Raw genomic sequence first — 26,910 nt, forward strand, 5'->3', positions numbered from 1 at the left:
AAAGAAGCTGGTGAGCGCCAGCTTCTTTTTTACGTAGTAACAGGTTTTTTTAGCACACGATGAAGGTAGACTAGTCCCGGCACAATAATAAGCAACCCCACACATACATAGACAGCGCGTATGCTTAAGAACGGTGCTGATAAAGTTGCAAATACGATTCCGAGGGGCATCGATGCCCGTAAAAATAAAAGCCGAACCGCACTTAATTGTGCAAGTCGTTCTTTAGGCGCTAAGCGCTGGAAGATAGCCGCACTTTGAGCATTAAAGAACGGAAAGGCAATCCCCCCAAACAGCTCGCATAGCCAGGCGACTTCTGTTGATTGGACGAAAAACAAAAGCACAAAAGAAAAACCCCCACCTATTAAACCGATGTACATGAGCCATTCTCTTTTAACGACAACCCGAAGTAAAACGGTTCCGAGTACGTACCCAAGTGGAAACGCCGCCGAAAATAGCGCATACTCCCACTGCGCCCCACCAAGCTCCGTTCGAATAAATGGAATGCTTACGACCATTGTTGCTCCTACAGCAAACTGAACCGTTGCAGAAAGAAACGACAATCGTACCAATATTGGGATATTTAAAAATACTCTAAAGCCTATTTTTAACTCATTAAACCAAAATCGCTTTGTCCAAACGGCTATTTTTTTACTTGTAGCAGGTAGTTTAACAGCGGATAAGACAAAGAAACTGATTAAAAACAAACTCGCTGATACGATATACATGGTAGGCAAGGGAAGAAAAGCGACAAAACCAGCCGTTATGCTCGGAGCAAGAAACCCCATTAAGCGGAGCGTCCCATCAAGTAGACCGTTTGCATCAACTAGCTCTTCATCTGCACAAATCACCGGCAAAATCGCAAAAGACAAGCTTGCGTATATAGGGGCAAGTAGACCAAGCGTTAGCTGGAGCGAGATTAACCCTACTATAATCGCTAAGTTAGCATCCCATAACAGCCCGGCTAACGGCAGTATGTAAGCACAAGCACGAATAAGCTGAACACGTCGGAGAATGACTTCTTTGGCAACATAGTTAAGAAAAGGAGCGCTCGCACCTTGGAGCAGCAGCGATGGAACGAAGTAAAGGAGCCACATCGCCCCCATCCACTCCCTCGACCCGGTCAATTCAAATAAAAGCAGCCCATTCACAATGGCACCAGAAGCTCCGGCAAACTCCGAAATCACCTCTCCCGACCAAAGCGCTTTAAAGGAGCGCGAATAGCGCCCCACTTATTTTTCCTCCAGAAAGCGCTGTAATTTTGTTGAAAAGCCTTCAAGCCTTGCTTGATTCAGCACGTACACCCCTTTATTTACAGCGACAAACTTTGCTGCTTTTAGCGTCGATAGCTGGTGATGCAGCGTTGTTTTTGACACTTGAAACAGCTTGCTCAAGTCGGCAAGCGACATCGGCCCTTGCTTAAGCTGATACAATAGCTGTAGCCGGAGTGAATCCCCAAGTGCCTTATGGCCTCGTACTAACTCGCTTGATGGAACACCTTGTTCTTGGAAATACTCATCGCTGACTGGATAAAAGAATAACTTTGTCTCAATCGAGCGTTTTTCCAACAGCCATGGCCGGTAAGCAATGTGAGGAATCAACTTAACTGTCCAGACACCGGGTTCAGGAACATAAGCAACCCCTGTTATTCGTTCAATATCCTTGACTGGATTGGCTGGATCAAGCTCAATTGATTGCTGTTCTTTTTGAAGAATAGCTAGCCCATTAGTCCATTCTGACTTTGTTTCGACCCAAGCTGTCCAGCTCGTTAGTGTATGGATAAGAAAAGATTTAAATTGCTCAACTGAATATTCTTCTAATGCGTTAAAGTAACTTTCAAGAAAAGGATGTCCTTGAAAATAGCTAGAGTACTTTTGGCGACCTTCGATTGACCGTGTCGCCTGTATTCGCTCTCCCTCCAAGCTTCTTCCTTTGTAGGGGAGAACACTGTCGTAAAGTTCGGCTTCTGTTAACTCTGTTAGTCTGTTCGAAAAATCTTGAACGGTACTAGCTTCGATTTGATCTTGCAGCATCAGAAGAGCATGCCAGAAATTCGTCCGGCCGATTTCTGCTACTGCTGCTTCTAACTCGCTGGGCATTGTGTCACTCTTCCATTCATCATCTTGATCAAAAGTATGTCGAATCGGTTCATATGTATAGCCTGCTAATGCGACAATTGATTCCCATATAGGTGAAACGACGATTTTTAGTTCGACCCGCTCTATCTCTTCACTCATCACGCTTCTCCACCTTTCTATGAATTTATTCTAATGTAATCGAATAATAAATTCAACTATATTCGAATTTAATTTCAAAAAAAAGAAACTCGACCAGAGCTTCTCTCTTTAAAACAAACCAAATAGCTTTTTGCGTTTCTTTACGACACGTTCCGGTGGCTCAAGATAAACATGTTTGTTCTCTGCCACGAGCTGCGCATTCTCCTTGAGACGAAAAACCGTTTCTTGACCAAACTGATTTTCCACAGCTTGAAAAGCTTCCTGCATCCGAAACGTACGCCGGTCAAGATTATGGGCATCTGATGCAAGTACATGTACCAAATTCGCTTCAATTAGCTGTTCGCTAAAGGTCTGGATGTCTTTCCCAAAATAACCCGTTAAGCTTGAAGACGTTACTTGTCCGAGCGCCCCATTTTTGATCAATTCATAGAGTTTATCTGGAGATTCCAGGAACACTTTATTTCGTTCAGGATGAGCAATGATCGGAATATACCCGGCTACACTTAGTTCATAAAGCAATCGTTTCGAATACGCTGGGATATCATTCGTTGGAAATTCTATTAGTACATACTTGCTAGATGCTAGACTAAGAGAAGAACCGTTGCCTAACTCCTGCACAATATCACCATTTATTCGAATTTCCTGTCCAGGTAGTACATGAAGAGGAATATGCTGCTTCTTTAGCTCCTGATTTAGTTCTGCTACTGCGTCTACAACAAACGTACCGTCGGTCTGAAAGTTAGGGTGCTGATGATGTGGCGTCGCAATGATCGTTGTAATGCCTTCCTCAACAGCCTTTTCCGCCATCGCTATACTTGATTCGATTGTTTTCGCACCGTCATCTACGCCGGGCAGAATATGACTATGAAGATCAATCACAACATGCACTCCTTCATTTTATTGATAATAATAGTACGTATTCTGATCAATAGGTTTGTTATTCAGAACAACCCCTAATAAATTGGCATTTGCTTTTTCAAGGTTTTCTTTTGTTTTCTCTAGCTGATCGCGATCTGTCTTCCCACTTGAAGTGACAATTATCGTCCCATCAACTTTGTTTGAAAGAATTTGTGCATCAGCAACAGCCATCACAGGAGGTGTATCTAAAATAACCATATCAAACTCGTCCATTGCTTCTTTAATGACAAGCTCCATCATTTTCGAGTTTAATAACTCTGCCGGGTTAGGCGGAATCGGTCCACATGTTAAGAGGTGCACATTCTCGATCTCTGTTTCTTGCACAACATCAACAAGCTTTTGTTGACGCGTTAATACATTTGTTAACCCATGTGTATTCATTAAGCTAAACGTATAATGAGCTGTTGGTTTTCGCATATCAGCATCAACGAGCAGCACGCGCTGACCATTTTGCCCCATCACCACAGCTAAGTTCGATGCCGTTGTTGATTTTCCTTCTCCAGGTCCTGCAGACGTAATCAAAATTGATTTTAACGTTGAATCAATAGCGGAGTAATCAATATTAGTCCGTATCGTCCGGTATTGTTCGGTAATCGGGGAATGCTTACTCACATCAGCAATGAGTTGACGTTTCTTTTGAACGGGTTTCTTTTTCGTACGTGTTGAACGTGCCATACGTCACCTGCTTTCCTTATACTAAGACGTTTTTTTTGCAGATTCCATACCATCCATTGTGGAAACTGCTCCAAGAACAGGTAAATTTAGAATGTTTTCAATATCTTTTTCGGTTTTAATTGTTGTATCTAAGTATTCGAATAAGAATGCGAGGCCAACTGCGCCCATTAAGCCAACAACAAAGGCGATCGCTATGTTTAATATCGTATTAGGACTACTCGGACTTGGGTTTTCTCCAACCTCAGCCGCGGTTAAGATGTTTACATTTTCAGCACCTGTATAAATTGTAGGAAGATCCTCAACGAATACTTCGGCTATTTCGTTAACGATTAACGTAGCGATATATGGATCGTCTGCTTCAATCGTTACTGACATGACCTGTGAATTATTAGGGGCTGTAACTGACATCATGTTTTTTAGCTCAGAGACCGAGTAACCAATCTCGCTATTTTCCGCAACAGGGGCTAAAATTCGAGAACTCTCAATAATATTGGTGTACGTTCCAATAACCTCTATATTCGTTCGCACATTATTCTGAGTCAATTGTCCATCACTTTCTGTTTGATTAACAAGAATTTCGGTTGAACGCTCATACATTGGTGTAAGTACAAAAGAACTAACAAGAGCACCAGCTAACATTGCAAGTAGGGGGATCAGGACAAGCATCCTCCAACGTTGTTTTAAAGTTTGAAAGATTTCCTTCAAACTAATCGTTTCTTCCATTCGATTGATAACCTCCTAAAGCATTTGCCATAACTCACAGTGAATTATATCACAATTTTCAACAAAGAAACCTTAAAATCTAGTCAATTTTTAATATACGTTCGACATTGTTCGTCATTCAGCGTACGGGTTCTCGTTCGCAGCCTTACCACTTCCTATTACAAATGGAATTGATTTCTTACTAAAAATTACAAAAGAAATTCCTTGTCGTTGTGCTAAAGTTTTTATATTCTAATAGAATAGGAAGAAAATTCTACTTAAGCGAAAGGCGTTTTGCAATGAAAAAGAAAAAGGCTTTAAAAATTACCCTACTTATTTTCGGTATTCTTCTCGTAGCCGTACTTGCTGTTGGACTTTATTTTTATAATGATATTCGCTCTACGGCTGATCGAATGTATGAACCGCTTACGGATAGACAAGGATCATCTCCTATTCGCGAACAAACGCTTGAAGCAGGCGAACCTATTTCGATCTTACTAGCAGGTGTTGACCATACACCCGGGCGTGAAGAGGACGTTGTCGGGCGCTCAGACACCATTATTGTTATGACGCTTAACCCAAATGATGGCACAACCAAGATGTTATCGATTCCGCGTGACACACGTACGGAGATTGTCGGACGAGGCACAACGGAAAAAATTAACCACGCCCATGCCTACGGCGGAGCAGAGATGTTAATTAATAGCGTCGAAAATGCCTTTAACATTCCAATTGACCATTATGCCGGTATTAATATGGAAGGTTTCACTCGCTTAATCAATGCTTTTGACGGGGTGACGGTATACAATGACTTCGCTTTTTCAATGGATGGCAACCAGTTTCAAGAAGGAAACATTCATTTAAATGGAGAACAAGCCTTGCTCTATTCGCGCATGCGCTATGATGATCCTCGCGGCGATGCAGGTCGCGCAAATCGCCAACGTGATATTATTGAAGCGTTGATGGATGAGGCCGTTTCACTTAATTCGGTTACACGCGCCGGCGAAATCCTTGATGTGTTAGGTTCAACTGTGCGCACGGACTTGGCGCTTGGAGATATGTGGTCCTACCAATCCGATTATCGTTCTGCGCTAGGAACGGTTGAGCAGATTGAAGTAAACTACACCGGGCAAACCATTAATGGCCTTTGGTATGCCATTGTTTCAGATGAAGAAAAAGCGCGCATTCGCGATGAAATGCGTGGACATTTAGAATTAAATTAACGCAAAGAAGCCGAGGCAGATTGCCTCGGCTTCTTTGTATCGTCAGGCTCGTCTTCTTCCTGTGATCATTTGGAAGATTAATACGACAAGTGCTACTACTAGCAGCAAGTGAATTAAACCTTCTCCGAATCCAGAAATAAATCCGAGTAACCATAGTACGAGAATAACTAGAAATATAGTCCAAAGCATGGTAGATACCCTCCGCTTTTCTGTCGTCATGTGCTTATAAGAGGATATTCCCGTTTACTCAGACTACAAACATTACGGTTTTATGACACGATCCGCAGTCCGATAACTGCCACAACAACGAGACCGATAAAGAAGATGCGCATACGGTCTTTTGATTCATTGTAGTAGACCATTCCAACGACCGCGCTTCCAACTGTACCAATACCCGTCCAGACAGCATAAGCTACTCCGAGGGGAATTGCTTCCATCGCAATCGCAAGAAACGAAAAGCTTATGATAAAACCAATGATTAAGACTAAAAATCCTTTTTTCTTTTCTCCTTTGGTAATCATTTGAATTCCGCTCACACCAACAACTTCAAAGATTCCAGCAAGAATTAATAGGACCCAGCTCATACGTCCGTGCCCCCTTCCGCGCGCTTATCTCCAGTCACTAACTTTAACCCGAGGACGCCCACTAGCAACAGTAAAATAAATAGTAACATCCATACATTAAACGCTGCTCCAAACACAAATATATCGACAAATACCGTTCCAACTGTACCTAAAGCTACAAATATTGCGTATACTGTACTCGTTGGCAATACCGTCGCCGCTCGGACAAGCAGTGTAAAACTAATGACAATTCCGATAGCGGTCAAGCTCCATTGCAGTGGAGTGCTTGCATACTTCAAGCCAGTTGCCCAACCAACTTCAAAGATTCCGGCAACAATAACCAAAAACCACATTTGCTTCACGCACCTTTAATAAAGTAAAATAAATGAACAACTAACTACCGGTAGTTAGTATTGAAAGTATAGCACCTTTTTTTTAGTAAGGCAATCCTCATTTAACTTGAAAGGACTGAAAAGATGAATACAAAAGATCGAATTACAGCAGTCGCCCTCCGTGCTTTCGCTACCCACGGATACGAAGGCACAACGCTTGCACAAATCGCAAGCGAGGTGGGTATTCAAAAGCCGTCTCTCTATAATCATTATAAAAACAAGGATGAATTATACTTAACCGTTGCACATTTCATTATGAACGCACTTGTTGAGCAAATTGAAACAAGCTCAGTCCGTTACAAAAATGAAGAGCTTGCCACTCGCCTCAAGCTTGTTCTAAAAGAAAGCTGTGAATTCATCATTCAAAAACAAGAAGGAGTGATGTACAAGCGCTTTATGCTCTTTCCACCCGTCGAATTAAAAAAAGAGGCACGTGCGATTGTTCAAAAAGGAGATGCTGAAATTGACCGTGTATTGGCCGAACTTTACCAGCACGGTCAAAACGAAGGCAGTTTAAAAGACATTCCCCTCAGCATGTTTTCCTCTGCATACTACTGTTTATTAGACGGACTTTTTACAGAAAGCTTCATTTACGAGAACCATGATTTCCAGCGGCGCTTCAATGATGCGTGGACTGTGTTCTGGTACGGCATTTCAAAAAATTAGCGCGATCTAGCCTTGACCTGTCATCACGGAAGGTTTAGTTTTCATTAGACTGGGAATTCACTTCTTTACAACGTTTTTACCGAAAAAGGAGTGTTTTAAAAAATGAATGTACTCGTTATTGGGGCAAACGGTCAAGTTGGTCAACATGTTATTGACCAATTAAAAGACCGCAATCATAAAACAACTGCAATGGTTCGTAAGCAGGAGCAAGTCGATAAAATGAAGCAGCTTGGTGCCGATGAAGTCATTGTAGCTGATTTAGAAGGGGATTTTAGCAAGGCGTTTCAAGGTCAAGAAGCCGTTATTTTCACCGCTGGTTCTGGTGGTGCAACAGGTGCTGATAAAACGTTAACCGTTGATTTATGGGGCGCTATCAAGTCATTCAAATACGCAGAGCACGCTGCTGTCAAACAGTTTGTTCAGCTAAGTTCGATCGGCGCCGGTGACCCAGATGCCCAACCGGATAAAATTAAACATTATATGGTTGCGAAAGCAGTGTCTGATCAAATGTTGATGACAACAGCTTTAAATTATACAATTGTTCGCCCAGGCCCGCTTACAAACGATCCTGCTACGGGGTTAATCGCGAAAGCAGAGACTTTTACAGACGTCGGAGATCGCTCTATTTCTCGAGCAGATGTGGCGACGGTGTTAATTGAATCGCTCACCAACGAAGCAGTACGGAGGCAAGCTTTTGAAATTCTCGAAGGTGATAAACAACTAGCGGATGCCTTAAGCGAGTCATAATAAGAAAAAGACGTCATCTTTTCGTAAAGATGACGTCTTTTTCTTATTTCGCTGGACTTGGATCTTGTCCATTCTTTTTGTTCCGAAATTTACGAGCTGACTGCAGCGGCGTATAAGGAGCCCTCAGCTCCGCATCTTGCCGCGTCGCTTCGAACATATAGCTTTTTTGACGCATACCGATATTAATGACAATTCCAACTGCAATCATATTCGTCATAAACGCACTGCCACCATAGCTAATAAATGGGAGCGCAATTCCTGTTACCGGCATCAGCCCAATTGTCATCGCGATGTTTTGAAAGATTTGGAACGTCAACATCCCGGCTATTCCAGCGATAATGTAAGTTCCATAAAGATCTTTACAGGCCATCGCAAGCATTACCATGCGATAAATCAGTAGGAAAAAGATACAAATAACAATGGTTGAACCGATAAAACCAAACTCTTCTCCGATAACGGCAAAGATAAAGTCCGTATGCATTTCTGGAATAGAGGCGTTCGCTGCCTGCACACTATTAAGGAAACCAGTTCCAAGCAATTGGCCGGACCCAATACCTCTCGTCGCACTAAGCGTTTGCATCGCATAGCTGCTTGCATACTGCTCAGGGTAGAGCCAGCCATAAATGCGTTCGAGCTGATGTGGCTCAAGTATTTCGAGACTGATTAATAAGTCAACATAGTTAAAAAACATATAAAAAACAAAAGCAATAGCAGCGGCTGCTAACCCCGCCAGTATTCCAAGCATCTTAAACGACATATTTGAAACAAGTATCGCTACTGCGACAATGGAGAAGAGCACAAGTGCACTCCCTAGATCCGGCTGTTTTAATACTAAGAAGAATGGCGGTAAACTTACAGCGGCGATAAAACCGAGTTTAATTAGGTCATGCTTCATACTTTTCTCGCTATAGCGTTTATTTAAGACAAAGACTAGATGAGCTAATGCTAATACAAGAATAATTTTCATAATTTCGGACGGTTGATAAATACCGCGATTATTCCATTCAATCCAGCGAGTCGCTCCGTTATTTGTGTAGCCGAAGAACTCAACAATTAATAAAAGCAGCATCCCAAATGAATAGAGTGGTATGGTTAAATATTTCAAATACTCGTAATCAACTGCAATAACGATAATCATAACAAAAATGCCGATAATGACCCAGCGTGCTTGAGACAACGCATAGACATGCCGCAACTCTTCATACATCCCTTCGCGAACGTATTGCGTTGTAGTACCAGCATAGATCGCCATCAAGCTTATTACGATTAGAAGGAATACGAGAAAAAGCATCGTGTAGTCAAGTCGATCACGCCAGTGCTTGTCTTGATCCAATAAAGCACACCTCCCTTTTTTATCCTGTTCCTATCATACCACGTTTTTCGACAATTGATTTGATCGTTCGTCTACTTCCTGTTCCCTTTTTTTGTTATAATGACGAAAAATAGATATGAAAAAGGAGCAAGCTGATGTCCATTCTTGTAACTGGTGGCGCTGGCTATATCGGCAGTCATACATGCGTTGAACTTCTAAATGCTGGCTACGATGTTGTGATTGCTGATAGCTTTGCGAACAGCCACCCTGATACGATTAAAAAGGTTGAAGCGATTACAAATAAAACGGTGACGCACTATGATGTTGATTTACTAGACTCGTCTCAGCTAGACCCGATTTTTTCGAAACATAAAATTGACGCTGTTATTCATTTTGCTGGTTTAAAAGCAGTAGGAGAGTCCGTTGAGAAACCACTCTACTACTATGAAACAAATTTACTAAGCACGATTAATCTTTGCAAAACAATGGAAGCCCACGGTGTTTACAAACTCGTCTTCAGCTCGTCGGCTACGGTTTACGGAATGCCTGATCAAGTCCCACTTAAAGAGACTGCGCCGTTGAGTGCGTTAAATCCGTACGGACGCACGAAAATTTTCATTGAAGATATTCTGCGTGACCTAGCAGCCTCCAATGACGAATGGCGCATTTCACTGCTGCGCTATTTTAACCCGATTGGCGCCCATAAGTCTGGTCGCATTGGTGAGCAACCAAACGGCATTCCAAATAATTTGATGCCTTATATTACCCAAGTCGCTGCTGGCGTGCGGGAAGAGCTTGCTGTATTTGGCGCTGATTATCCGACCGAGGACGGGACATGCATCCGCGATTATATTCATGTTGTTGATCTTGCCTTAGGTCATCTGAAAGCTGTAGAGAAGCTTGATTCTTACACGGGTGCTGAAGCGTTTAATCTTGGTACTGGTCAAGGCTACAGCGTGCTTGAAGTTATTTCTGCATTTGAACAAGCTTCTGGCGTTACCATTCCTAAGCGAATTGTTGAACGTCGTGCAGGCGATGCTCCCGTTTCATACGCTGACCCTTCCAAAGCAGAGAAAGAATTACAGTGGAAAGCAGAGCGCACACTAGCGGAAATGTGTGAAGATTCCTGGCGCTGGCAGTCAAGCCGTTCCCATACTTAAAAACCACCCTCGGGTGGTTTTTTCATTTTGCAGACGTATATTGACGACACGACAGGCTGACAATGGAGGCATGGCCTTGTTTAACCGGCACTAATCGGGGTATTAGAACAGAAGAGTTGCGCGAAAGGAAGATGAAGATGAAATGGTATACAAAAACAGCAATCGCGCTTGGATCGATCCTTCTTGTTACCGGTAGTTTTTTTGTTTATCACATGTATGACACAACTTCAAACGCAACAGAAGAAATGCATGAACCCCTTGAAAGCCGCACCTTAAGTGACGGTGTTTCCAAGGAACGAGCAGATTCACCTTCACCTGGGGACCCCTTGTCTTTTTTAGTGGCTGGTGTTGATTCCCATTCAGAAGCTCATTATGGTAGAGCAGATGCACTTCTTCTATTAACCGTTAACGCCCAGGAAAAATCCATCCAAATGGTCAGTATCCCACGCGATACCCGGACCGAAATTGTTGGTCAAGGAACGATTGAAAAAATTAATCACGCATACGCGTATGGAGGTCCTGACATGCTTATTCAAAGCGTAGAAAACCTCTTTGATTTACCGATTGATCATTACCTTTCGATTGATATGGAGCAATTTATCCCATTCATCGACACGCTTGGTGGAGTTAATGTAACAAACGAGCTAGCATTTTCGTTGTCTGGACATGAATTTGATGAAGGCGAGCTCTCACTTGACGGGGAGGAAGCGCTCGCGTACGTGCGCATGCGCAAAGATGACCCTAATGGAGATGCAGGGAGAACGGAGCGGCAGCGTGACGTCGTGGAGAGTATTATTGACGAAGGACTCCAACTAAGCCAAGTTTCATCTGCACCAGAACTCATTCGTTCAATCGGCTCAACTGTCGAAACGGATTTAACTTTATCGCAAATGATCTCTTATGCTCAAAATTACCATCAAGCAACTGAATCAATTGAACAACTAGAATTAACCTTCCACGAGGAAACGATAGACGGTATTTGGTACGCTGTCATTCCAGAAGATGAGCAACAGCGTGTTGCGACAAAACTGCAAAGTCATTTAAATCTAATAAAGGAATGATCCTAAAATGGAAATAAAAAAGAATCCACCCATTACTATGTTGAGGGCGAAGACAACAACGCAATTGGTGAACTTGAGTTTCAATCCGAAGATGACCACATTGTTATTACACATACATTTGTAGATCCAAAAGCGCGTGGGACTGGTATCGGTGCAGCATTGATTGCTGAGCTCGTCAATGATATGCGCCAACAGAATCAAAAAATCAAACCCGTTTGCGCGTTTGCCAAAGCTGAGTTCGACAAACATCAAGACTATCAAGATGTCGCCCTCTAATCAATTTCAAAATCTTTTACACCTCGACGTGCCTTTCCATGATAGGATATGTAAAGGTACGTTTTTACAAATTTATTAAACGGAGGAACATTCTATGAGGACATGCTCTGATTATCGCACCCGATTGCGATTAATGAGTTGTGTGAGTCTTCTCGGCTTTTTCCTGCTTGCTGGGTGCACACCAGAGGCAAATCCTGCTCCTACGAATCCACCAAGTGAACCAACAACTCCACCAACCGAGGAGCCACCCACCCCAGAAGAAGACCCAGTTGAAGAAAAACAGCTCGTCGTTGAACACGGTGATCGAACTGATGTTCTTTCAGCTCAAATGGCATCTGCCCCTTTTGATAAGACCTACTTGATCCCAGAAGGTGTTGAAGTAGTCACAACAGGCGATTCTTTAACGTTCTCAGCAGCAGCTGATTTAGACTTAGACTATGACTTTCAAGCAACCGTTAGTGCCCAAGCACTTCCAGCTGATTATGACTTAACACTGCGCCGTGATTTCACTTCGCTTTCGTTACGATCTGAAGAAAATGAGCCAAACAACATTGATTTAGCCTTATTTCCCGAGCTTTTATTTGACTATTACTTATCAATTGATACTGGGAATGATCGGATTCATCGCCTCGTTCAATTTGATCAAGAATTAGAACAAATGTATGTGGCTACACTACTGTTGTCTGATACAGCTTCACTCGATTCAGACACCTATGAAGAAATTGTCAGCCTCTTCCATGCCATTCTCATTTCTGCGAATGATGAAGACGTTGAAATTGAGCCAATCCCTTCGGAGTATGCGTCTTTAAGTTTAACGGAAAAGCTCCAGGATCGTTCCCTTCATGATCAAGCAAACGAGGATGCTAGTGAACAAATCTCTCTGTTGAGCACGTCTTATAACGGAAATGAGGTAACGTTTCCTGTTGAAACCCATCTTCTGTTTGATTCGATTGAAGTTGAACTGCCTGAAGGCTATGAGATGCGCACGCTAGGAGAGCAATCTTACAGCTTTACGCATACAGCTGATACAGATTATGAACCTGTTTCGCTTATTATTGGACTCGCCCACCCGAACATTTCGTTGAATTTACATGTAAATGCGTTACGTTCGTCTGGCACAGAGCTTCCAGCAGATACATTTCCTGAGCTCGATTCGTATGACTATGCATTCGCCGAGCAAAACGATGACGGCTTATACGCAGGGTTAACGCTCATCAAAGAACTCGATGATGGCCGCATCCTTGATGTTGCTGTTCGAACTGGTGAAGAACATATTGATACGATGACGCTGGTCAAACTGATTGCTGCACTAGCGACAGTAGACACGACCGAAGCTTCCATTAAGTAAAAATGAATGGAAGCTTTTTTTATTTGTAATGGCCGCCGATTTTTTTGCTGCGGTCAAGCAGCTGGGAAGCTTTTGTTAACGATGACGCTCGCTGAATTGCCACTTTCCCATATTTATGGCGAATATCATCCATCGTGTAACCAATCTGCGACAGACGATCCCGGCTTTCATTGTCGTTAAACAAGCTCATCTGCCAGTTCTGGTCGCTTTGTAAATTCGTCAAGCCAATGCTCAAGCGCCGAATCGGGAACCCGTCCCAATAGCGATTGAGCAGCTGGCACGCCGCTTGAAATAGTTCCATCGTAATATTGGTTTCAATTGGCAACGTCATTTGCCGATGAAAACCGCGCTTCTCGACGTAGCTCGCCCCGTTTAAACTTAAAGACACAGTTGAACCCATCTTGCCCGCTTTTCTTGCCCGTGAACAAACTTCTTCGCACAATTCAAGCAGCACAACCTGAATCTCTTCTTTTTTGACATAATCTCTTGGTAGCGTCATCCCGTTTCCGAAGCCCTTACGTTTTGCATGCGCTTCCCGTGTAACAGGAGAATAGTCAACACCGTTGGCAGACATCCATAAGACTTGCCCATGTAAACCAAACTTTTTTTTGATGTGCTCCCCGTCCGTTTTCGCAAGCTGACCGATTGTGCGGATGCCCATGTTGCGAAAATGAACCGCCATTTTCCGACCAACACCAAATAAATCTTCAATTGGCAACCCCCATAAATCAAGATCAATCGTATCTCGACTCAGTAGATAAATCCCGCTCTTATTTTTCTTAGCAAAGTTGTCACAGGCAAGCTTTGCTAACACCTTGTTTTCACCAATACCAATCCGTGTTCGTATACCTGTTATCCGCTGTACCTCATCTCTTACCTTAACCGCTATATCATGCGGAATTCCGAATAAGCGCTGGCTTCCCGTCACATCCATAAACTGCTCATCAATCGAATACGGTTCTACCTGATCGGTAAACGTTCCAAGAATTCGCGAGATTTCAAGGGAAACATCGACATAGCGCTGCATCCTCGGTTTCACTACCACAACATCGGGGCACTTTTGCTGCGCTTCGTACAGGCGCTCTGCGTTCCTAATGCCTTTCTTCTTCGCTAGCGGACAAGCTGCTAGGATGACACCACTGCGACGATTAGGGTCTCCAGACACCACAAGTGGCTTTCCATCGTACTGTGGATTCTCAACATGTTCAATTGACGCATAAAACGATTCCATATCAACTAGAAAAACCGCTTTTTGTCGTGTCATGTAGACCTCTCCTCATTCAATATTCCTTTATTATATTCGAATATACGTTCGTTATTCAAGTAAAAAAAGAATACACGTTCGTGTAATTACTGGCTTTAGGCGTACATTTTTCCAAAACAAAAAAACTAGGCATATGCCTAGTTTTTAGTGAAGACGCTTTGCACCTAAGTATTTAGGACTCCAATAGCTATTGTTCATGTCGGAAATTTCCACTCCACGCGATGAGCCCGTGTGGATGAATTTGTTGTTTCCAATATAAATTCCGTTATGAGATGGTCCTGATTTATACGTTTCAAAGAAAACAATATCACCAACGCTTGGCGAGCTAACGGATGTACCTGAATTCCACTGTTCGGAAACGGTCCGTGGAATGCTCACGCCATTTTGACGGAAGATGTATTGAATCATACCACTGCAATCAAAACCAGCTGGAGACGTCCCACCCCAAAGGTAAGGAGTACCAATAACAGAATTAGCTGAAGAAACTAAACCAGAAACCAAACCGCTTGCTGATTGGGATGGCGCAGGGTTCGAATTAGAGTTGTTGTTTGACGAATTGCCATTGTTTGTTGTTGATTGGTTTTTGTTAACCGGTGACGGATTGTTTTTTAACTTAGACTGTGTAGCAGGTCCAGCAACACCATCAACTGACAATCCATTTGTACGTTGGAACTCGCGCACTGCATTTCTTGTTACTTCACCATAGTAACCAGTTGGATTCTGGTTAAAGTACCCAAGTGTACGAAGCTGCTGCTGTAATTCCGTTACGTTGCTCCCACGTTGGCCAAGACGCATCGCGCTGCTTGAAGGTGTTGACGCAGGCGGTGTTGTATTTGAACCAGCATTTGAATTATTGTTGTTGTTATTATTGCTAGTGTTGTTAGAAGGCGCGCTAGATGAATTACCGCTTCTTAAGTGGGCTTGTGTTTGCGGTCCAGCAATCCCGTCAACTTGAAGATTGTTGGCACGCTGATAATTGCGAACGGCCTCACGAGTCACTGTACCATAATAGCCCGTTGACGACTGGTTAAAGAAACCAAGCGTGCGAAGCTGATCTTGTAATCCCGTTACATTGTTTCCACGATTGCCAATTCGCATTGCCACCGTTGAGGAAGAGGACGAGCTATTATTGTTTGATGCATTTGAATTTGATGGACTTGAAACAGCACCTGACTTAACGAGACTGCCTAATGTTTGTGGTCCCGCCGTGCCGTCAACCTGTAAGTTATTCGCTTTTTGGTAAGCAAGTACAGCATCACGTGTATGCGTTCCGTAAAATCCTGTTGCTGTATGGTATGTAAAAAATCCTTTTTCTTTAAGCGTAGTTTGTAATTCAGTCACGTCAGGATGAGACATGCCTTGTCTAAGTGTTTGGTCGCCAAGTGCTGCTTCAGATTCCTGCGGGGCAACTGCTACGATCCCTGCAACAACGGCTGAAGAAAATAATACTTTGTTAATAGTTGATTTTGACAAGAAAATGCCTCCCTTTTCTTTACTCGATTAAACATTTCTACTCATTCTCACAAAAAATAACACCATTCATTGTTTTCATCGACAAGTTTGAGTAAATTTTACATGAATTCGACGTGTCAATCTATCAATGTAACCAAACTGTAATATTACAAAACTAGGGATGATAGACCTAGTTTCATTTTTCCAGTTACTAGATTCACTTATCCCGCACCACTTTCAAGCGTTTTAAAAAGAAGCGACCGTAGAATTTTGTCGAAATTTCTTCAATGTTTCAGCCTAAAGATTGACTCGATTTCCTCCTTACGATTGACGTTTGAATCGGCCTGCACTGATAAGATAAAGCAAGAAGGAGTGAGCTAGATGAATTGGGTACGCCATTACTTATATACATTAAAAGTAAAACAGGAGAGGCCTACTCTTGCTTTTTTAGAGAAGCTAACCACTGCCCACCTACAGACGTTTCCATTTGAAAATATAAGCAAGCTAATGAATCCAACAGCAGCGATTCCCGCCCCAGATGAATTACTAGGTTTACGTGAGACATTTAGTTTGGCAGGCACTTGTTATACCATTAATGCCAACCTCTATCGTTTGTTGCAACAGCTTCAATTTGATTGTCAGTTACTGATGGTCGGCGGCGTTCATCTCGCAATCCTCGTTCAACTGGACAAGACTCCCTATTATATCGATTGCGGCTCAAACGCACCGCTGTTTGTCCCCTTGCCGCTTGGGAAAGAGCAGGAGCGTCAGTTTGGTCAAGACCGAGTAAAAATAACGCAAATAAGTTCCTCTTCATTTGAGCACAAACGGTTCTTTAATGAACAACAAACAGGCACAACTTGGTCGTTTCATACAAATGAGCAAGTGGACTTGAATGATTTTAGCTCAATTATTCAGAATTCCTACCGTGATGACGGACCTTTCATGACGATTATCCGCTGCCATCTTTATCAACTCGAACAGCAGCGCTCTGTCTCGCTTTTAAACAACATCTATACGATTCATTATTATGACGGCACAACGACAAAAAAACAGCTAGATTCAGCTGCGGAAATGGAACAGGTATTGCGTTCAGAATTTAAGCTGCCTCATGTCCCCGTTCGCTCAGCCCTGAGGGCATTAGAGCAGCGAGGCATAACGATTTTTCCCCATTAAAAAACCGGCCGAAGCCGGTTTTTTATTTCTTCATTGCTTTAATATGACCTGCTAACGCATATAAAGACAGGGTTGATGCGAAGTGAGATGATACATCATTGGCATCTTGCTGCGGATAAACTTCCACAAAGTCCATACCGACCACACCTCTGGACGTAAATTCATGCACAAGCGTCAATAATTCATAGGAACTTAATCCATTGGTATCAATCGGCCCACCTGGATTAAACGCAACATCGAGCACATCGCTGCAGATCGAGAGATAGACCATATCGACATCTTTAGCCGCCTGCTCATATAGGTCAGCCGCCAGTTTTTTTAGGTCAGTCGTTTCTTTAATCTCTCTACTAGTCACCGTCTTGGCGCCCGCTTCTTGGGCGTATTTTCCTGTTTCCGGCTTATTACGTGGTCCATGGATGCCTATGTGAAGCAAGCTCTCATTACGGACACTGTCATGCTCATACAGTCTCGCAAAAGGAGTTGATCGGGCATACTTTTCACCCTCGTGATGGGGCATGTTGTCATAATGAGCATCCAGATGGAGAATGCCAATTTTTTTATCAGGGTACTGCTCAGCTAGACCAGCGACAATCGGATACGTAATGCCGTGGTCTCCACCAAGTGCAAGTGGGAATTTGCCGGATTCCCAAACCCCTTTTGCAAAAGCTTGAATCCGGCGCATTGTCTCACCAACGTCAGCGGGGACAACGTCCACATCTCCTAAATCCGCTAACTGCAAGTGTTCCAAAACGTCGATATGATCAAGCTCAGGTAAATAGCCTGAGTAGCGTCCTGAAGCGAGACGCATCACTTTTGGGCCTAATTCGCATCCTGTATAATCGCCCCATGTGACAGCGCCTTCCCACGGAACACCATACACTAGAACATCCGCATCGTCTGTTTTTTCAACTGTACCGTTTTTTGCCCCTAAGAAAGGTGGGGTATTACCATAAATCGGTTCACTCATTAAAACTCGCTCCTTTATTCATCCTCTTGCTCCTTCTATTCCTGTTCGAAATAGAAAACAAACATCCTTTTGCGATTTAATCAATCATGCGACTTGAACGCGATTTTTCTGATGTCTGTGCCATCCGTTTCGCAAGAGGTTTCTTAAGCACGAGCCCAAACACAAGTGCTCCAACAAAAAAGCAGAGAAGCATGCCGACATTAAGGATAACTGCGCTAGGGACAATGCCCGCCACACCTTCTCTCAGCAGGTTAATCGCGTACGTAAACGGCAAGAACGGATTGATTGCTTGAAAAAAGGGAGGCGCTACTTGAATCGGAAATGTCCCACCGGCTCCTGATAGCTGGAGCACCATAAAAATAATCGCTAGCGCTTTTCCGATGTTGGCAAAAACGGAAGCAAGCGTATAGACAATTGTCATGAATACCATGCCTGTGAGAATAGTAAACACAACAAACCAAACTGGGTGAACCGCATACGTTCCTAAAAGCAATAAGTTGCCAATGCTCACAATCGTTCCTTGTAAAAAACTAATGAGCAGAAACAAAATCAAACGACCTATATAGACGTGATGGACTTTGTAATCGGGGCGCATATCAGTCGGGTGGACATCGGTCTTTAACAAGTTGACGAGAAGAAGCGAGCCGACCCATAGTGACAACGCCGTATAAAACGGAGCGTTTGCCGACCCATAGTTAGGAATTGGGTAGAGCTGTTCTTCTTGTAGCTGTACAGGTTCACGGAAAAAGGCACTCTCTGCTTCAATATCATTTTTCAGTAATGAAATGATTTCATCGAGATCGTTCTGTTCCTCGAAAGCCCGGACCCGATCAGCTGCTGCTTGGACGGAATCTTCCAAGTCAGGCAATTCTAATTCCGCAAAGGTAGCCACTTCCCCAAGCGCATCCGCAAATTCCGGTAAATGCGTCTCAATTTGGTCGGCCATTGAGATGTATTGATCTTCAAGTTCAGGCAAATCCTCTTTTATAAACTGGGATGCTTGATGAATACGTTCTTCAATCGCTGGAAAATCATCTTCCATAAAAGCATGGATGCCAGCAATTCCGCCAACCACATGAGCAAGCTCGCCTTCAATTAGCTCGACCCCTGCAACAATTGATTTTTCAATCTCTGGAAATTCTTCAGTTAATGCCATTAATTGCTCTTCACCAGTTAAGCGAATAGCAGCGGCCTGCTCCAACATTAATTCTAAATCTGGTAGACGTGCCTCAACATCTGCAACGCTGCCTGCAACAGAGAGCGTCTCTTCTTGAATCCGGGAAAAAGCCTCTTTAATCGATTGACTTGCGCCTGAATCAAGCTGAGCTTGCACCTGCTGAGCACCCGCTATTGTTTTCTTAGCTTGCTCCTTTACGTAATTGATTCTTTCAGAGTCAAACTCACCAGTAGATTCAATTACTTCTGTGAGCTCTTTTACGCTATTTTTGAGACTACTAACATCGTCTCTAAGCGATGTAATGGTTTGAAGTAACTCGTCTAAACTGCTAGATGGCGCTGTTTCATTAAGTTCATTGAGAAAATTAACCGCGTCCGTCAGCGCCGCTTCATTCGTTTCTAGTAATTGAATGACCGATTGCAGAGGATCCAGTAACGTATCACCTGATTCACCAGCTTCTATGCGTTCTATTGTCGTTAAAACTGTATTCGCTCCTTGTTCAACGAACTGTGCCTGCTGTCCAATTACTGCCGAAAGGGGATCAACCGCTTGTTCAAGTTCTCCGACAATCGTTGCGATCCCATCAGCATAGCGCTCAACATTATCTGCTGTTTCAGCCACACGAGGAAGCGCATCTTGAGCAGTCGTAATCGCCGATTCTGCAGACTGGACCAACTCAAGTGCAGTTGTAAACTCCTGTTCAAGCGAAGCAAAACGGTTTCCAATCGATACTATTTGACCAGCTGCTTCTTCAATTTGCGGGATTGCCTCATCTAATTCTTCTACTCGTTCAGCAATGCTGTGAATAGTCGGTAAATGTTCTTCAAGCGTTAAGACATACGAAGCACCTTGATTGATTTCTGGAAAACGGTCTTGGAGCTCAATTAGTTGTGTGAGCTTTTCGTTTATTTCTGGCCAATTGGTTTGCAACTCAATTACGCGTGTTCCTAACTGATTAATTTCTGGAAAGCGTTCCTCCAGTTCAAACAGTAAATCTTCCACACGGCGAATCGTTGGAAGTTCATTCTCTAGCTCAATTCCAATTGTATTCAGCTGCGTAAACAACGCTTTGGATGCTTCCCCAAGAAACTCCTCAGAAATTTGATCAACAACAGCTGAAGCTCCTGCAGACGTCATTTTAGGAGCAATCGCATTCAGTTTTTCATTTACCTCATAGCGCACCTGAGGCGGATCAGGCACCCCATCTAACACGCTCGTTAATTGTTCCGAGAAATCTTCTCCGATGTAAACGCTAGCGTAATATGTACCGTTACGAACGCCTTCCTCAGCCTCTGCTCGCGTCGTAAATACCCAGCCCATTTGATCGTTTTCTTCGAGATTCTCAACTAATTGATCACCGATATGAACGGCTTCTTCATCAACCTTCGTGCCGGAATCTTCATTTACTACGGCTATCTTAATTCCTGCTGTATTGCTATACGGATCCCATGATGCTGCGATGTTAAACCACGCATAAAGGGACGGCAAAAAAGCGAGCCCAAGCAACAGTAACGCGACGAGAGGGACTCGTTTTAAATTCAAAAAATCTTGTTTGACAATCTCCCTTATTTGCTTCATTCATTAAAAACCCCTTAAACAACCTATTGACCTTATCTTATCTCAGGGTTTAAAAATAGACAAATAATATCCACAAAGGGGTTTTATTAGTCGAAACCATTGATACACAAGCATTTGAGCTAAAATACAGTTCAAACTTCAATCATAAAAAATCATGTGAAATCATCAATTTCTCCACATTTTCAACATAAAAAAAGCCAAACATCGGCTTATCCGATTGCTTGGCCACTCCCTTTATTTAAATGCAAATGTCATATCGGCTTTTGCTGCAACTTCCCCATCAACGTAAGCCGTACCAGTCGCTTTTGCAACGGGACCTTTTATCCGCGTAATCTCAATTTCTAATTTCAATTGATCACCAGGTCGGACTGGTCGTTTGAATTTACAGCTATCAATCGCGGCAAATAAACCGATCTTTGTTGTATTGCTCGCTTCATTAGCCTTCGCTACGCAAATACCTGAAACCTGCGCCAACGCTTCTACAATTAATACCCCGGGCATTACTGGATAATCAGGAAAATGACCGTTAAAAAATTCTTCATTCACCGTGACGTTTTTAATTCCTACAGCCCGTTTTCCCGCTTCTAATTCAACGACTTTATCTACTAATAAAAACGGATAGCGATGGGGAATAAGTGCTTTAATCTCTTCAATTTCCAACATTTCAAGTCCCTCCTAGTGTTTCATTCGCTTTATTTTATCACATCATTTACTCAAACCTAATAGCCAGCATCGGCAAACACGTCTATACTGTCCTAAAAAGGAGGTTTTTTATGGCTACAATCATGCACATGCAGTTTCATTCCCATTCCATAGGTAAACAAACATCCGTACAGATTATTTTACCTGATGACACAAAGCCACCATACCGCACACTGTACTTGCTACACGGGTGGAGCGATAACGAGACGGCATGGATGCGCCACACGCAGATCGAACAGTACGCGCAGGAACATCAGCTTGCCGTCATCATGCCCGATGTTGGCTTGAGTTACTACACGGACATGGCCTACGGTGGAAACTATTTTACCTATGTAACAGAAGAATTACCTGCACACTTAGAACGCAACCTACCGCTTTCTACAGCGGCAGAAAATCGTTATGTTGCCGGGTTATCTATGGGCGGTTTTGGATCATTTAAGTGGGCAATTAATGCACCTGAACGTTTTCGTGCCGCTGCCAGCTTCTCTGGAGCTCTGCTTGTAGATGAAGTACTTACATTACAGCTACAAGCTGGTGATCAAACACGCAAGCCATACATGCAAGCCATCCTTGGCCCAGAACGAACGGTACACGGTACAAATGGGGACTTGCTTCCTCTCCTAGATGAGCTCGTTGCTCATAAGAAACAGCTACCTGCCTTGTTCCAATATTGTGGAACGGAAGACTTTTTGCATGACATTAACCTGCAATTTCGCGCGCATGTAGAATCACTAGGCATTACTTACACCTACAATGAATCATCAGGTGATCATAATTGGCCTTACTGGGATGCCTGTATTAAGAACTGGCTATCCACGCTAAAACAACAGCAATTATTATGAAAAAAAGCTCACGTCAGATTGACGTGAGCTTTCATACTTAGAACTGCTGTGCAGCTTGTTCAACTTGCTCTAAACCAGCACCAATAATTTGATCTTTTTGATCAGGCGCTGCATTATGTCCTTCAATGAACAGTTCAATAGGGCTAATAATTCCCCACAGTGAAATCGTTTGACGGACGAGCTTCATCGCCATTTCTGCATTTTCCATTGGTGTTCCTTCAGAATAAAGGCCACCACGCGCGCTTAGAAGCGCCACTTCTTTATCGCCAACAAGCCCAATCGGTCCTGTTGCCGTATAGCGGAACGTTTTTCCTGCCTGTGCTAAATAAGACAAGTACGTAATCATTGGAGCGGGAACCGTGTAGTTCCATAGCGGGAATGAAAAAACCACTTTATCCGCGTTCATAAATTGATCTTGGTAGGATTCAATTTTTGCCACAAGTGCCTCTTCTTCGTTTGTTAATGCCATACCCTGTGCTTTTTTATATTGACCAGTAATTGCTTGGTCTCCGTAATAAGGTAAATTCTCTGCGAATAAATGAACTTCCTCAATCGTATCTTCTGGATGAGCGCTTTGATAAGTTGTTAAAAATTGCTTATGCATTTTCACACTTACACCTTGCTCAAACCGATCACTTGCATTAATCATTAGCACTTTTGCCATTTTGTTCAAACCTCCTGCTGTAAAATATTGCGCTTCCTATTGTAACGCAAATTGTCTATTTGTCCAGCAGGTAACTCCTAGAAATGATTTTTTTACTGACTGACACCCGATTCAACAATACTCGTTTTTACATTGACCTTAACATTTAATTTGCCATAGAGATCGTACCACTCTGCTTCGTTTAGCTCTGAACGATTGATTTCTCTGGCCCCAAAACCAATTGGATCAATTTGTTTCTCTTGCATCACGTTTATTAAGCTTCTAATTCCTTCCTCAATGACTCGATCCGACTCTTGTGTTATTTCTTTTAGCTTTGCTTCGTTTAACGTATGACCGGAGTACTCACTTAGTCTCGTCTTTAATTCAATCGCTATATGCAGAGATTCTGATTCGCGATCAACGCTTAATTCAGAACTGGAACGCATCTCTCTTAATACTGCCACTTCACTCTCGTTATCGACCTTTAATTCGATGACACCACCCGTTTGATACCCGTCTTTTATTAGCTTTAGAAAAAACGCTTCTTCAATATCTAGAGCATGAACAAAACGATCATCCTTAAATAACGCAGTCCCGTCAACTTGTAAGACATTATTTGTATAAGAGAGAATAGGCATGAACGGATCATGCCCTTTCTCAAAATACGCGCGCATAAATAAGTGCATGTTCGATTTAGGAAGATTCCCTCGCTCCATGTTGTGATCAAGCATGTCTTTCAAATAGGTACCAATTTCAGTCTGAAGCGGGAACTCTTTGTTGAGCATCTCATAGGTCGATCCCCTCGTTACGCTCAAAAAAGCACGCAAGGCAATCGTTGGATCACGGTAGTACGTATCTAACAAATCAAATATGCCATCTTCAGCAAGATGATCTTGAATCACAATCGATGAAATTTTCCCCCCATGAATGGGACGTGATGACATTGAATTTAAGCGCAGGCGCAATTGCCTAGTTGATGTGGAAATGGCTGAGAGAGCAGTATTATTCAACTCCTCCTCGTATGAGTAGGCTGTTAACGTAACCGTACCTCTAACCTTATTGTCTTCAACTTGATCAAAACCGGCAACGGTTATTAGCTGAAGCTCATCAATAATATTCGTTCTCGTTGACGTGAGCAAAGGAATGAGAATGAGAATGCTAATGAGACTGTTTTTGATTATTTTTCCCATGTGCAGACCCTCCTTTCGACTTTAAAAAGAAGCTGCATAGCCAGAGAAACGGTATTAATCCAAAAATAAAGAAAGGACCAATATAATTAATGCTTGTATTTAACAAATTTATCGACTCTCTCGTCTCAAACTGAATGGTCGCCAGAAAAACGGCTACAAGTATCCAAACAACTGTTTTCCGTTGACTCACCTTTAATTGCTGCTTTAGTAGTCGGCTCGCTCCCCAAATCGATAAGACAATGTTTGGGAAGATCACAACGAGCCACAGCGCGATGCAAATGTATTCAATTCGTTCCATAAATGTAAACGAAACAATTTTCCATGCACTTAACGTTGGCCAAATTGTCCGTTCTAATTGCTCTGGGCTATAGTAGAGAAATGTTACCAGTGCAATCATTAAGTATGTTAGCGTTGTTGCGCCACTACCTAAATGAGCATAAAGTTGATTTCGCTTACTTTTCATCAAGAAAGGATAGTAAATCAACAAAAGCTCGGCTCCAGCAAAGCTGAGTGTTAAATAAAAAGCGGCCAAGAGCTGTTCTCGCAGCGTCGTATTAAAAACAGGTGTTAAATGAAACCACTCTGCATACTCCAAAACAGGAATGACGGTCGGCCACAAAAGCAAAGGAAATACTACAAATAAAAACGTTAACCCTGCTATCACACGAAAACCTTTTAAAAGCGCATAATACGATACAAGTAAAAAAATAAGAGCAATCGACCACGTTGTTAGTTCCGGATAAATCCAGACCTGCACGATTTCAATATACGTACGTAGAACAACGATCGCTAAAACAGCAAAATAACAGCTAAACAAAAGCATTAAAAGGCCACCAAGCCACTTTCCGAAGAGACGTTTGCTTATCTGGTAGAGATCTCCATTATCAGCCTTATGAATGGTCTTAAATATCATCCATATGATCAGTTGGTTTGCTCCCCCCGCAAGTAGAACAGCCATCCAGGCTTGATAGCCCGCCACCTCAGCTATATAACGTGTAAAACCAAGGATCCCTACACCAATCTGCATACCATGCACTAAAAACAACGTCATATACGGAGGAACCTTTAATTGATTTGGCAATGATCCAGTCATTGGTGTACTCCTTTTTTAGTAACCTTCATCGATGTCAGGCATTTGGTTTGTCCGTTTTTTCTTTTGATCCTTAAAACGTACTGCTTGTTTCGTTTGCAAAAAGGTTGGCCGAACATTTTGCAACGCGACAGGTAAACGGATGAGAGAGTCCTTCATATCTTTTAAAGAAAACGGGTAGATTGGCTCCATATACGGTCTGCCAAGTGAGGTCAACGAGAGCATATGCGTAATAATAAAAATTGAAAACAAGGCAATTGCAATTAACCCCCACACTTGCGCAGCAATAATAAAAGGAAAGCGGACAATTCGAATCGTTGTCCCCATTCGATAAACGGGAATTGTAAATGAAGCCAGCGCTGCGAGCGCCACAATAATCAGTAACACATTGCTTGTTAAGCCAGCTTCAACGGCGGCTGTCCCAATCACGATACCGCCGACAATCCCAATAGTTTGACCAACTTTCGTCGGTAAACGCGCCCCGGCCTCCCGTAACAGCTCAATTGTCACTTCTAGAAAAAGCGCTTCAATAATTGGCGGAAACGGCACGGCGGTTCTTGAAACAATTAAGTTTGCAAATAGATCTTGCGGGATAATTTCAGGATGATAGGTCAAAACAGCGACATACAACGGCGTCGCAAAAATGGAGAACAATACCGCTGCAATACGAATAATTCGTAACAGCGATGCCGTTTGCCATGATAAAAAATAATCCTCAAACGCTGAAATAAATTCAAAGATCGTAACAGGAGCCAGAAGCGCTTGTGGCGACCCGTCTGTCAAAATCGCTACTTTCCCTTCCATTAAAGCAGCAGCCGTACGATCCGGCCGCTCCGTATCAATAATTTGTGGGAAGACTGAGGAACGATCTTCAATCGTTTGCAGCAGGGTTGATGCGTCCGGAACCTGATCAATCTGCAAGTCAGCTAACCGCTGCTTAACAGTCTGCACATTTTCCTCGTTTGCAATCGATTGACAATAAACAACGTAGACAGCTGTTTTCGAACTTGACCCAACGATGTATTTCTTTAAATAGAGATCGGAAGTCGGAATTCTTCTCCGCAATAAATTAATGTTCACTTCGACCGTTTCAATAAACGCTTCTTTTGAACCAAATACACTAAACTCAATTTCCGGCACCGTGATTTCACGATCCTCTTGATAAGAAAGATCAACTAAAATATGTACATCCTTGTTTCTCTCTTTAAAATGGAGCAGAACGTTTCCCCGTAACAAGGCTTGATCAATTGCTATCGCGTCATCACAACGCTTTATCTCAGATGAACGTACATGCAATAGCAATTGTTCTAATGTGAATTCCTCTAATTTCCGCACAGGTTCTAATACACTTAAAGGGATTTTTTGCATATCGACCATCGATTGAAAATAACACACAGTCATTAATTGCCCAGATTTGTTTTCTTCCTGATGCGTAACAAAATCAGCCGATTGCTGCGCATGCTGAAGCACTTCCGCAATCGTTGCCGGTGCAAACAGAACCTCTGCATCTGCAACTACCTGTTTTTTCTTCTTAAAGAAAGGCGTCATACCT

Annotated in this window: 26 protein-coding genes and 1 pseudogene; 9 read left to right on the top strand and 18 right to left on the bottom strand. The window is 42.8% G+C overall.

Annotation, left to right across the window (positions count from 1 at the left end; all coding sequences use genetic code 11):
- Positions 1–29 precede the first annotated feature (29 nt).
- The 5 genes from JOC54_RS13560 to JOC54_RS13580 form a co-directional block, all read right to left on the bottom strand.
- Positions 30–1,229, bottom strand: a complete 1,200-nt coding sequence (locus tag JOC54_RS13560; RefSeq protein ID WP_204466749.1) for an MFS transporter — start codon at positions 1,227–1,229, stop codon at positions 30–32.
- Entirely contained in the window at positions 1,230–2,234 is a 1,005-nt protein-coding gene (locus JOC54_RS13565; protein WP_204466750.1) for an ArsR/SmtB family transcription factor, read from the bottom strand. It abuts the gene before it with no gap.
- Positions 2,235–2,342: 108 nt separating this feature from the next.
- Positions 2,343–3,113: a tyrosine-protein phosphatase gene (locus JOC54_RS13570; protein WP_204466751.1), complete on the bottom strand. Its 771-nt coding sequence runs from the start codon at positions 3,111–3,113 to the stop codon at positions 2,343–2,345.
- An 18-nt stretch (positions 3,114–3,131) separates the two neighbouring features.
- Complete coding sequence (locus JOC54_RS13575; RefSeq protein WP_035418647.1) at positions 3,132–3,827, bottom strand: CpsD/CapB family tyrosine-protein kinase; 696 nt, start codon at positions 3,825–3,827, stop codon at positions 3,132–3,134.
- Between the two features lie 21 nt (positions 3,828–3,848).
- Complete coding sequence (locus tag JOC54_RS13580; protein WP_204466752.1) at positions 3,849–4,550, bottom strand: YveK family protein; 702 nt, start codon at positions 4,548–4,550, stop codon at positions 3,849–3,851.
- 278 nt (positions 4,551–4,828) lie between these two features.
- Here JOC54_RS13580 and JOC54_RS13585 point away from each other — a divergent pair, with 278 nt between their 5' ends.
- Entirely contained in the window at positions 4,829–5,752 is a 924-nt protein-coding gene (locus JOC54_RS13585; protein ID WP_204466753.1) for an LCP family glycopolymer transferase, read from the top strand.
- Between the two features lie 42 nt (positions 5,753–5,794).
- Here the strand turns inward: JOC54_RS13585 and JOC54_RS13590 are convergent, their stop codons facing one another.
- From JOC54_RS13590 to JOC54_RS13600, 3 genes are all read right to left on the bottom strand, one after another.
- A complete protein-coding gene (locus tag JOC54_RS13590; RefSeq protein ID WP_204466754.1) occupies positions 5,795–5,941 on the bottom strand; it encodes a lmo0937 family membrane protein in 147 nt (48 codons plus the stop codon).
- 80 nt (positions 5,942–6,021) lie between these two features.
- Positions 6,022–6,336, bottom strand: a complete 315-nt coding sequence (locus JOC54_RS13595; RefSeq protein ID WP_035422179.1) for a DMT family transporter — start codon at positions 6,334–6,336, stop codon at positions 6,022–6,024.
- Positions 6,333–6,668, bottom strand: a complete 336-nt coding sequence (locus JOC54_RS13600; RefSeq protein ID WP_054794438.1) for a DMT family transporter — start codon at positions 6,666–6,668, stop codon at positions 6,333–6,335. The genes JOC54_RS13595 and JOC54_RS13600 overlap by 4 nt, the downstream gene beginning before the upstream one ends.
- A gap of 123 nt (positions 6,669–6,791) precedes the next feature.
- On the opposite strand from JOC54_RS13600, the gene JOC54_RS13605 reads away from it, so the two are divergent.
- A complete protein-coding gene (locus JOC54_RS13605) occupies positions 6,792–7,373 on the top strand; it encodes a TetR/AcrR family transcriptional regulator (protein ID WP_204466755.1) in 582 nt (193 codons plus the stop codon).
- 102 nt (positions 7,374–7,475) lie between these two features.
- The gene (locus JOC54_RS13610; RefSeq protein ID WP_054794440.1) at positions 7,476–8,120 is read left to right on the top strand and encodes an SDR family oxidoreductase; all 645 of its coding nucleotides are present in this window, start codon (positions 7,476–7,478) and stop codon (positions 8,118–8,120) included.
- A gap of 43 nt (positions 8,121–8,163) precedes the next feature.
- Here the strand turns inward: JOC54_RS13610 and JOC54_RS13615 are convergent, their stop codons facing one another.
- A complete protein-coding gene (locus JOC54_RS13615) occupies positions 8,164–9,453 on the bottom strand; it encodes an FtsW/RodA/SpoVE family cell cycle protein (protein WP_239586721.1) in 1,290 nt (429 codons plus the stop codon).
- Positions 9,454–9,587: 134 nt separating this feature from the next.
- Here JOC54_RS13615 and galE point away from each other — a divergent pair, with 134 nt between their 5' ends.
- From galE to JOC54_RS13635, 4 genes and pseudogenes are all read left to right on the top strand, one after another.
- Positions 9,588–10,592, top strand: a complete 1,005-nt coding sequence (galE, locus tag JOC54_RS13620; protein WP_204466756.1) for a UDP-glucose 4-epimerase GalE — start codon at positions 9,588–9,590, stop codon at positions 10,590–10,592.
- 137 nt (positions 10,593–10,729) lie between these two features.
- Positions 10,730–11,653: an LCP family glycopolymer transferase gene (locus JOC54_RS13625; RefSeq protein WP_204466757.1), complete on the top strand. Its 924-nt coding sequence runs from the start codon at positions 10,730–10,732 to the stop codon at positions 11,651–11,653.
- 30 nt (positions 11,654–11,683) lie between these two features.
- A pseudogene (locus JOC54_RS23420) lies at positions 11,684–11,929 on the top strand (GNAT family N-acetyltransferase); the annotation flags it as partial.
- Between the two features lie 94 nt (positions 11,930–12,023).
- Positions 12,024–13,277 (top strand): hypothetical protein, encoded by a 1,254-nt coding sequence (locus tag JOC54_RS13635; protein WP_204466758.1) that lies wholly within the window; start codon positions 12,024–12,026, stop codon positions 13,275–13,277.
- Positions 13,278–13,296: 19 nt separating this feature from the next.
- On the opposite strand, the gene JOC54_RS13640 is transcribed toward JOC54_RS13635, so the two are convergent.
- Positions 13,297–14,541 (bottom strand): DNA polymerase IV, encoded by a 1,245-nt coding sequence (locus JOC54_RS13640; RefSeq protein WP_204466759.1) that lies wholly within the window; start codon positions 14,539–14,541, stop codon positions 13,297–13,299.
- Between the two features lie 144 nt (positions 14,542–14,685).
- A complete protein-coding gene (locus JOC54_RS13645; protein ID WP_239586722.1) occupies positions 14,686–16,014 on the bottom strand; it encodes a C40 family peptidase in 1,329 nt (442 codons plus the stop codon).
- A gap of 360 nt (positions 16,015–16,374) precedes the next feature.
- Between JOC54_RS13645 and JOC54_RS13650 the strand changes: the two genes are divergently transcribed.
- Positions 16,375–17,169: an arylamine N-acetyltransferase gene (locus JOC54_RS13650; RefSeq protein ID WP_204466760.1), complete on the top strand. Its 795-nt coding sequence runs from the start codon at positions 16,375–16,377 to the stop codon at positions 17,167–17,169.
- A 22-nt stretch (positions 17,170–17,191) separates the two neighbouring features.
- On the opposite strand, the gene JOC54_RS13655 is transcribed toward JOC54_RS13650, so the two are convergent.
- The 3 genes from JOC54_RS13655 to fabZ form a co-directional block, all read right to left on the bottom strand.
- Complete coding sequence (locus JOC54_RS13655; protein WP_204466761.1) at positions 17,192–18,136, bottom strand: agmatinase family protein; 945 nt, start codon at positions 18,134–18,136, stop codon at positions 17,192–17,194.
- A gap of 76 nt (positions 18,137–18,212) precedes the next feature.
- Positions 18,213–20,891: a YhgE/Pip domain-containing protein gene (locus tag JOC54_RS13660; RefSeq protein WP_204466762.1), complete on the bottom strand. Its 2,679-nt coding sequence runs from the start codon at positions 20,889–20,891 to the stop codon at positions 18,213–18,215.
- Positions 20,892–21,125: 234 nt separating this feature from the next.
- The gene (fabZ, locus tag JOC54_RS13665; protein ID WP_204466763.1) at positions 21,126–21,554 is read right to left on the bottom strand and encodes a 3-hydroxyacyl-ACP dehydratase FabZ; all 429 of its coding nucleotides are present in this window, start codon (positions 21,552–21,554) and stop codon (positions 21,126–21,128) included.
- A gap of 110 nt (positions 21,555–21,664) precedes the next feature.
- Between fabZ and JOC54_RS13670 the strand changes: the two genes are divergently transcribed.
- On the top strand, positions 21,665–22,435 hold the full coding sequence (locus JOC54_RS13670; RefSeq protein WP_204466764.1) for an alpha/beta hydrolase: 771 nt from the start codon (positions 21,665–21,667) through the stop codon (positions 22,433–22,435).
- A gap of 37 nt (positions 22,436–22,472) precedes the next feature.
- On the opposite strand, the gene JOC54_RS13675 is transcribed toward JOC54_RS13670, so the two are convergent.
- From JOC54_RS13675 to JOC54_RS13690, 4 genes are all read right to left on the bottom strand, one after another.
- Entirely contained in the window at positions 22,473–23,099 is a 627-nt protein-coding gene (locus tag JOC54_RS13675; RefSeq protein WP_035422159.1) for an FMN-dependent NADH-azoreductase, read from the bottom strand.
- A 92-nt stretch (positions 23,100–23,191) separates the two neighbouring features.
- On the bottom strand, positions 23,192–24,268 hold the full coding sequence (locus JOC54_RS13680) for a Ger(x)C family spore germination protein (RefSeq protein ID WP_204466765.1): 1,077 nt from the start codon (positions 24,266–24,268) through the stop codon (positions 23,192–23,194).
- A complete protein-coding gene (locus JOC54_RS13685) occupies positions 24,237–25,361 on the bottom strand; it encodes a GerAB/ArcD/ProY family transporter (protein WP_204466766.1) in 1,125 nt (374 codons plus the stop codon). Before JOC54_RS13685 ends, JOC54_RS13680 begins: the two co-directional genes overlap by 32 nt.
- A 15-nt stretch (positions 25,362–25,376) precedes the next feature.
- A complete protein-coding gene (locus tag JOC54_RS13690; protein ID WP_204466767.1) occupies positions 25,377–26,906 on the bottom strand; it encodes a spore germination protein in 1,530 nt (509 codons plus the stop codon).
- Positions 26,907–26,910: the final 4 nt, after the last annotated feature.

The organism is Shouchella xiaoxiensis (assembly GCF_016907895.1).
Lineage (GTDB): Bacteria > Bacillota > Bacilli > Bacillales > Bacillaceae_D > Shouchella > Shouchella xiaoxiensis.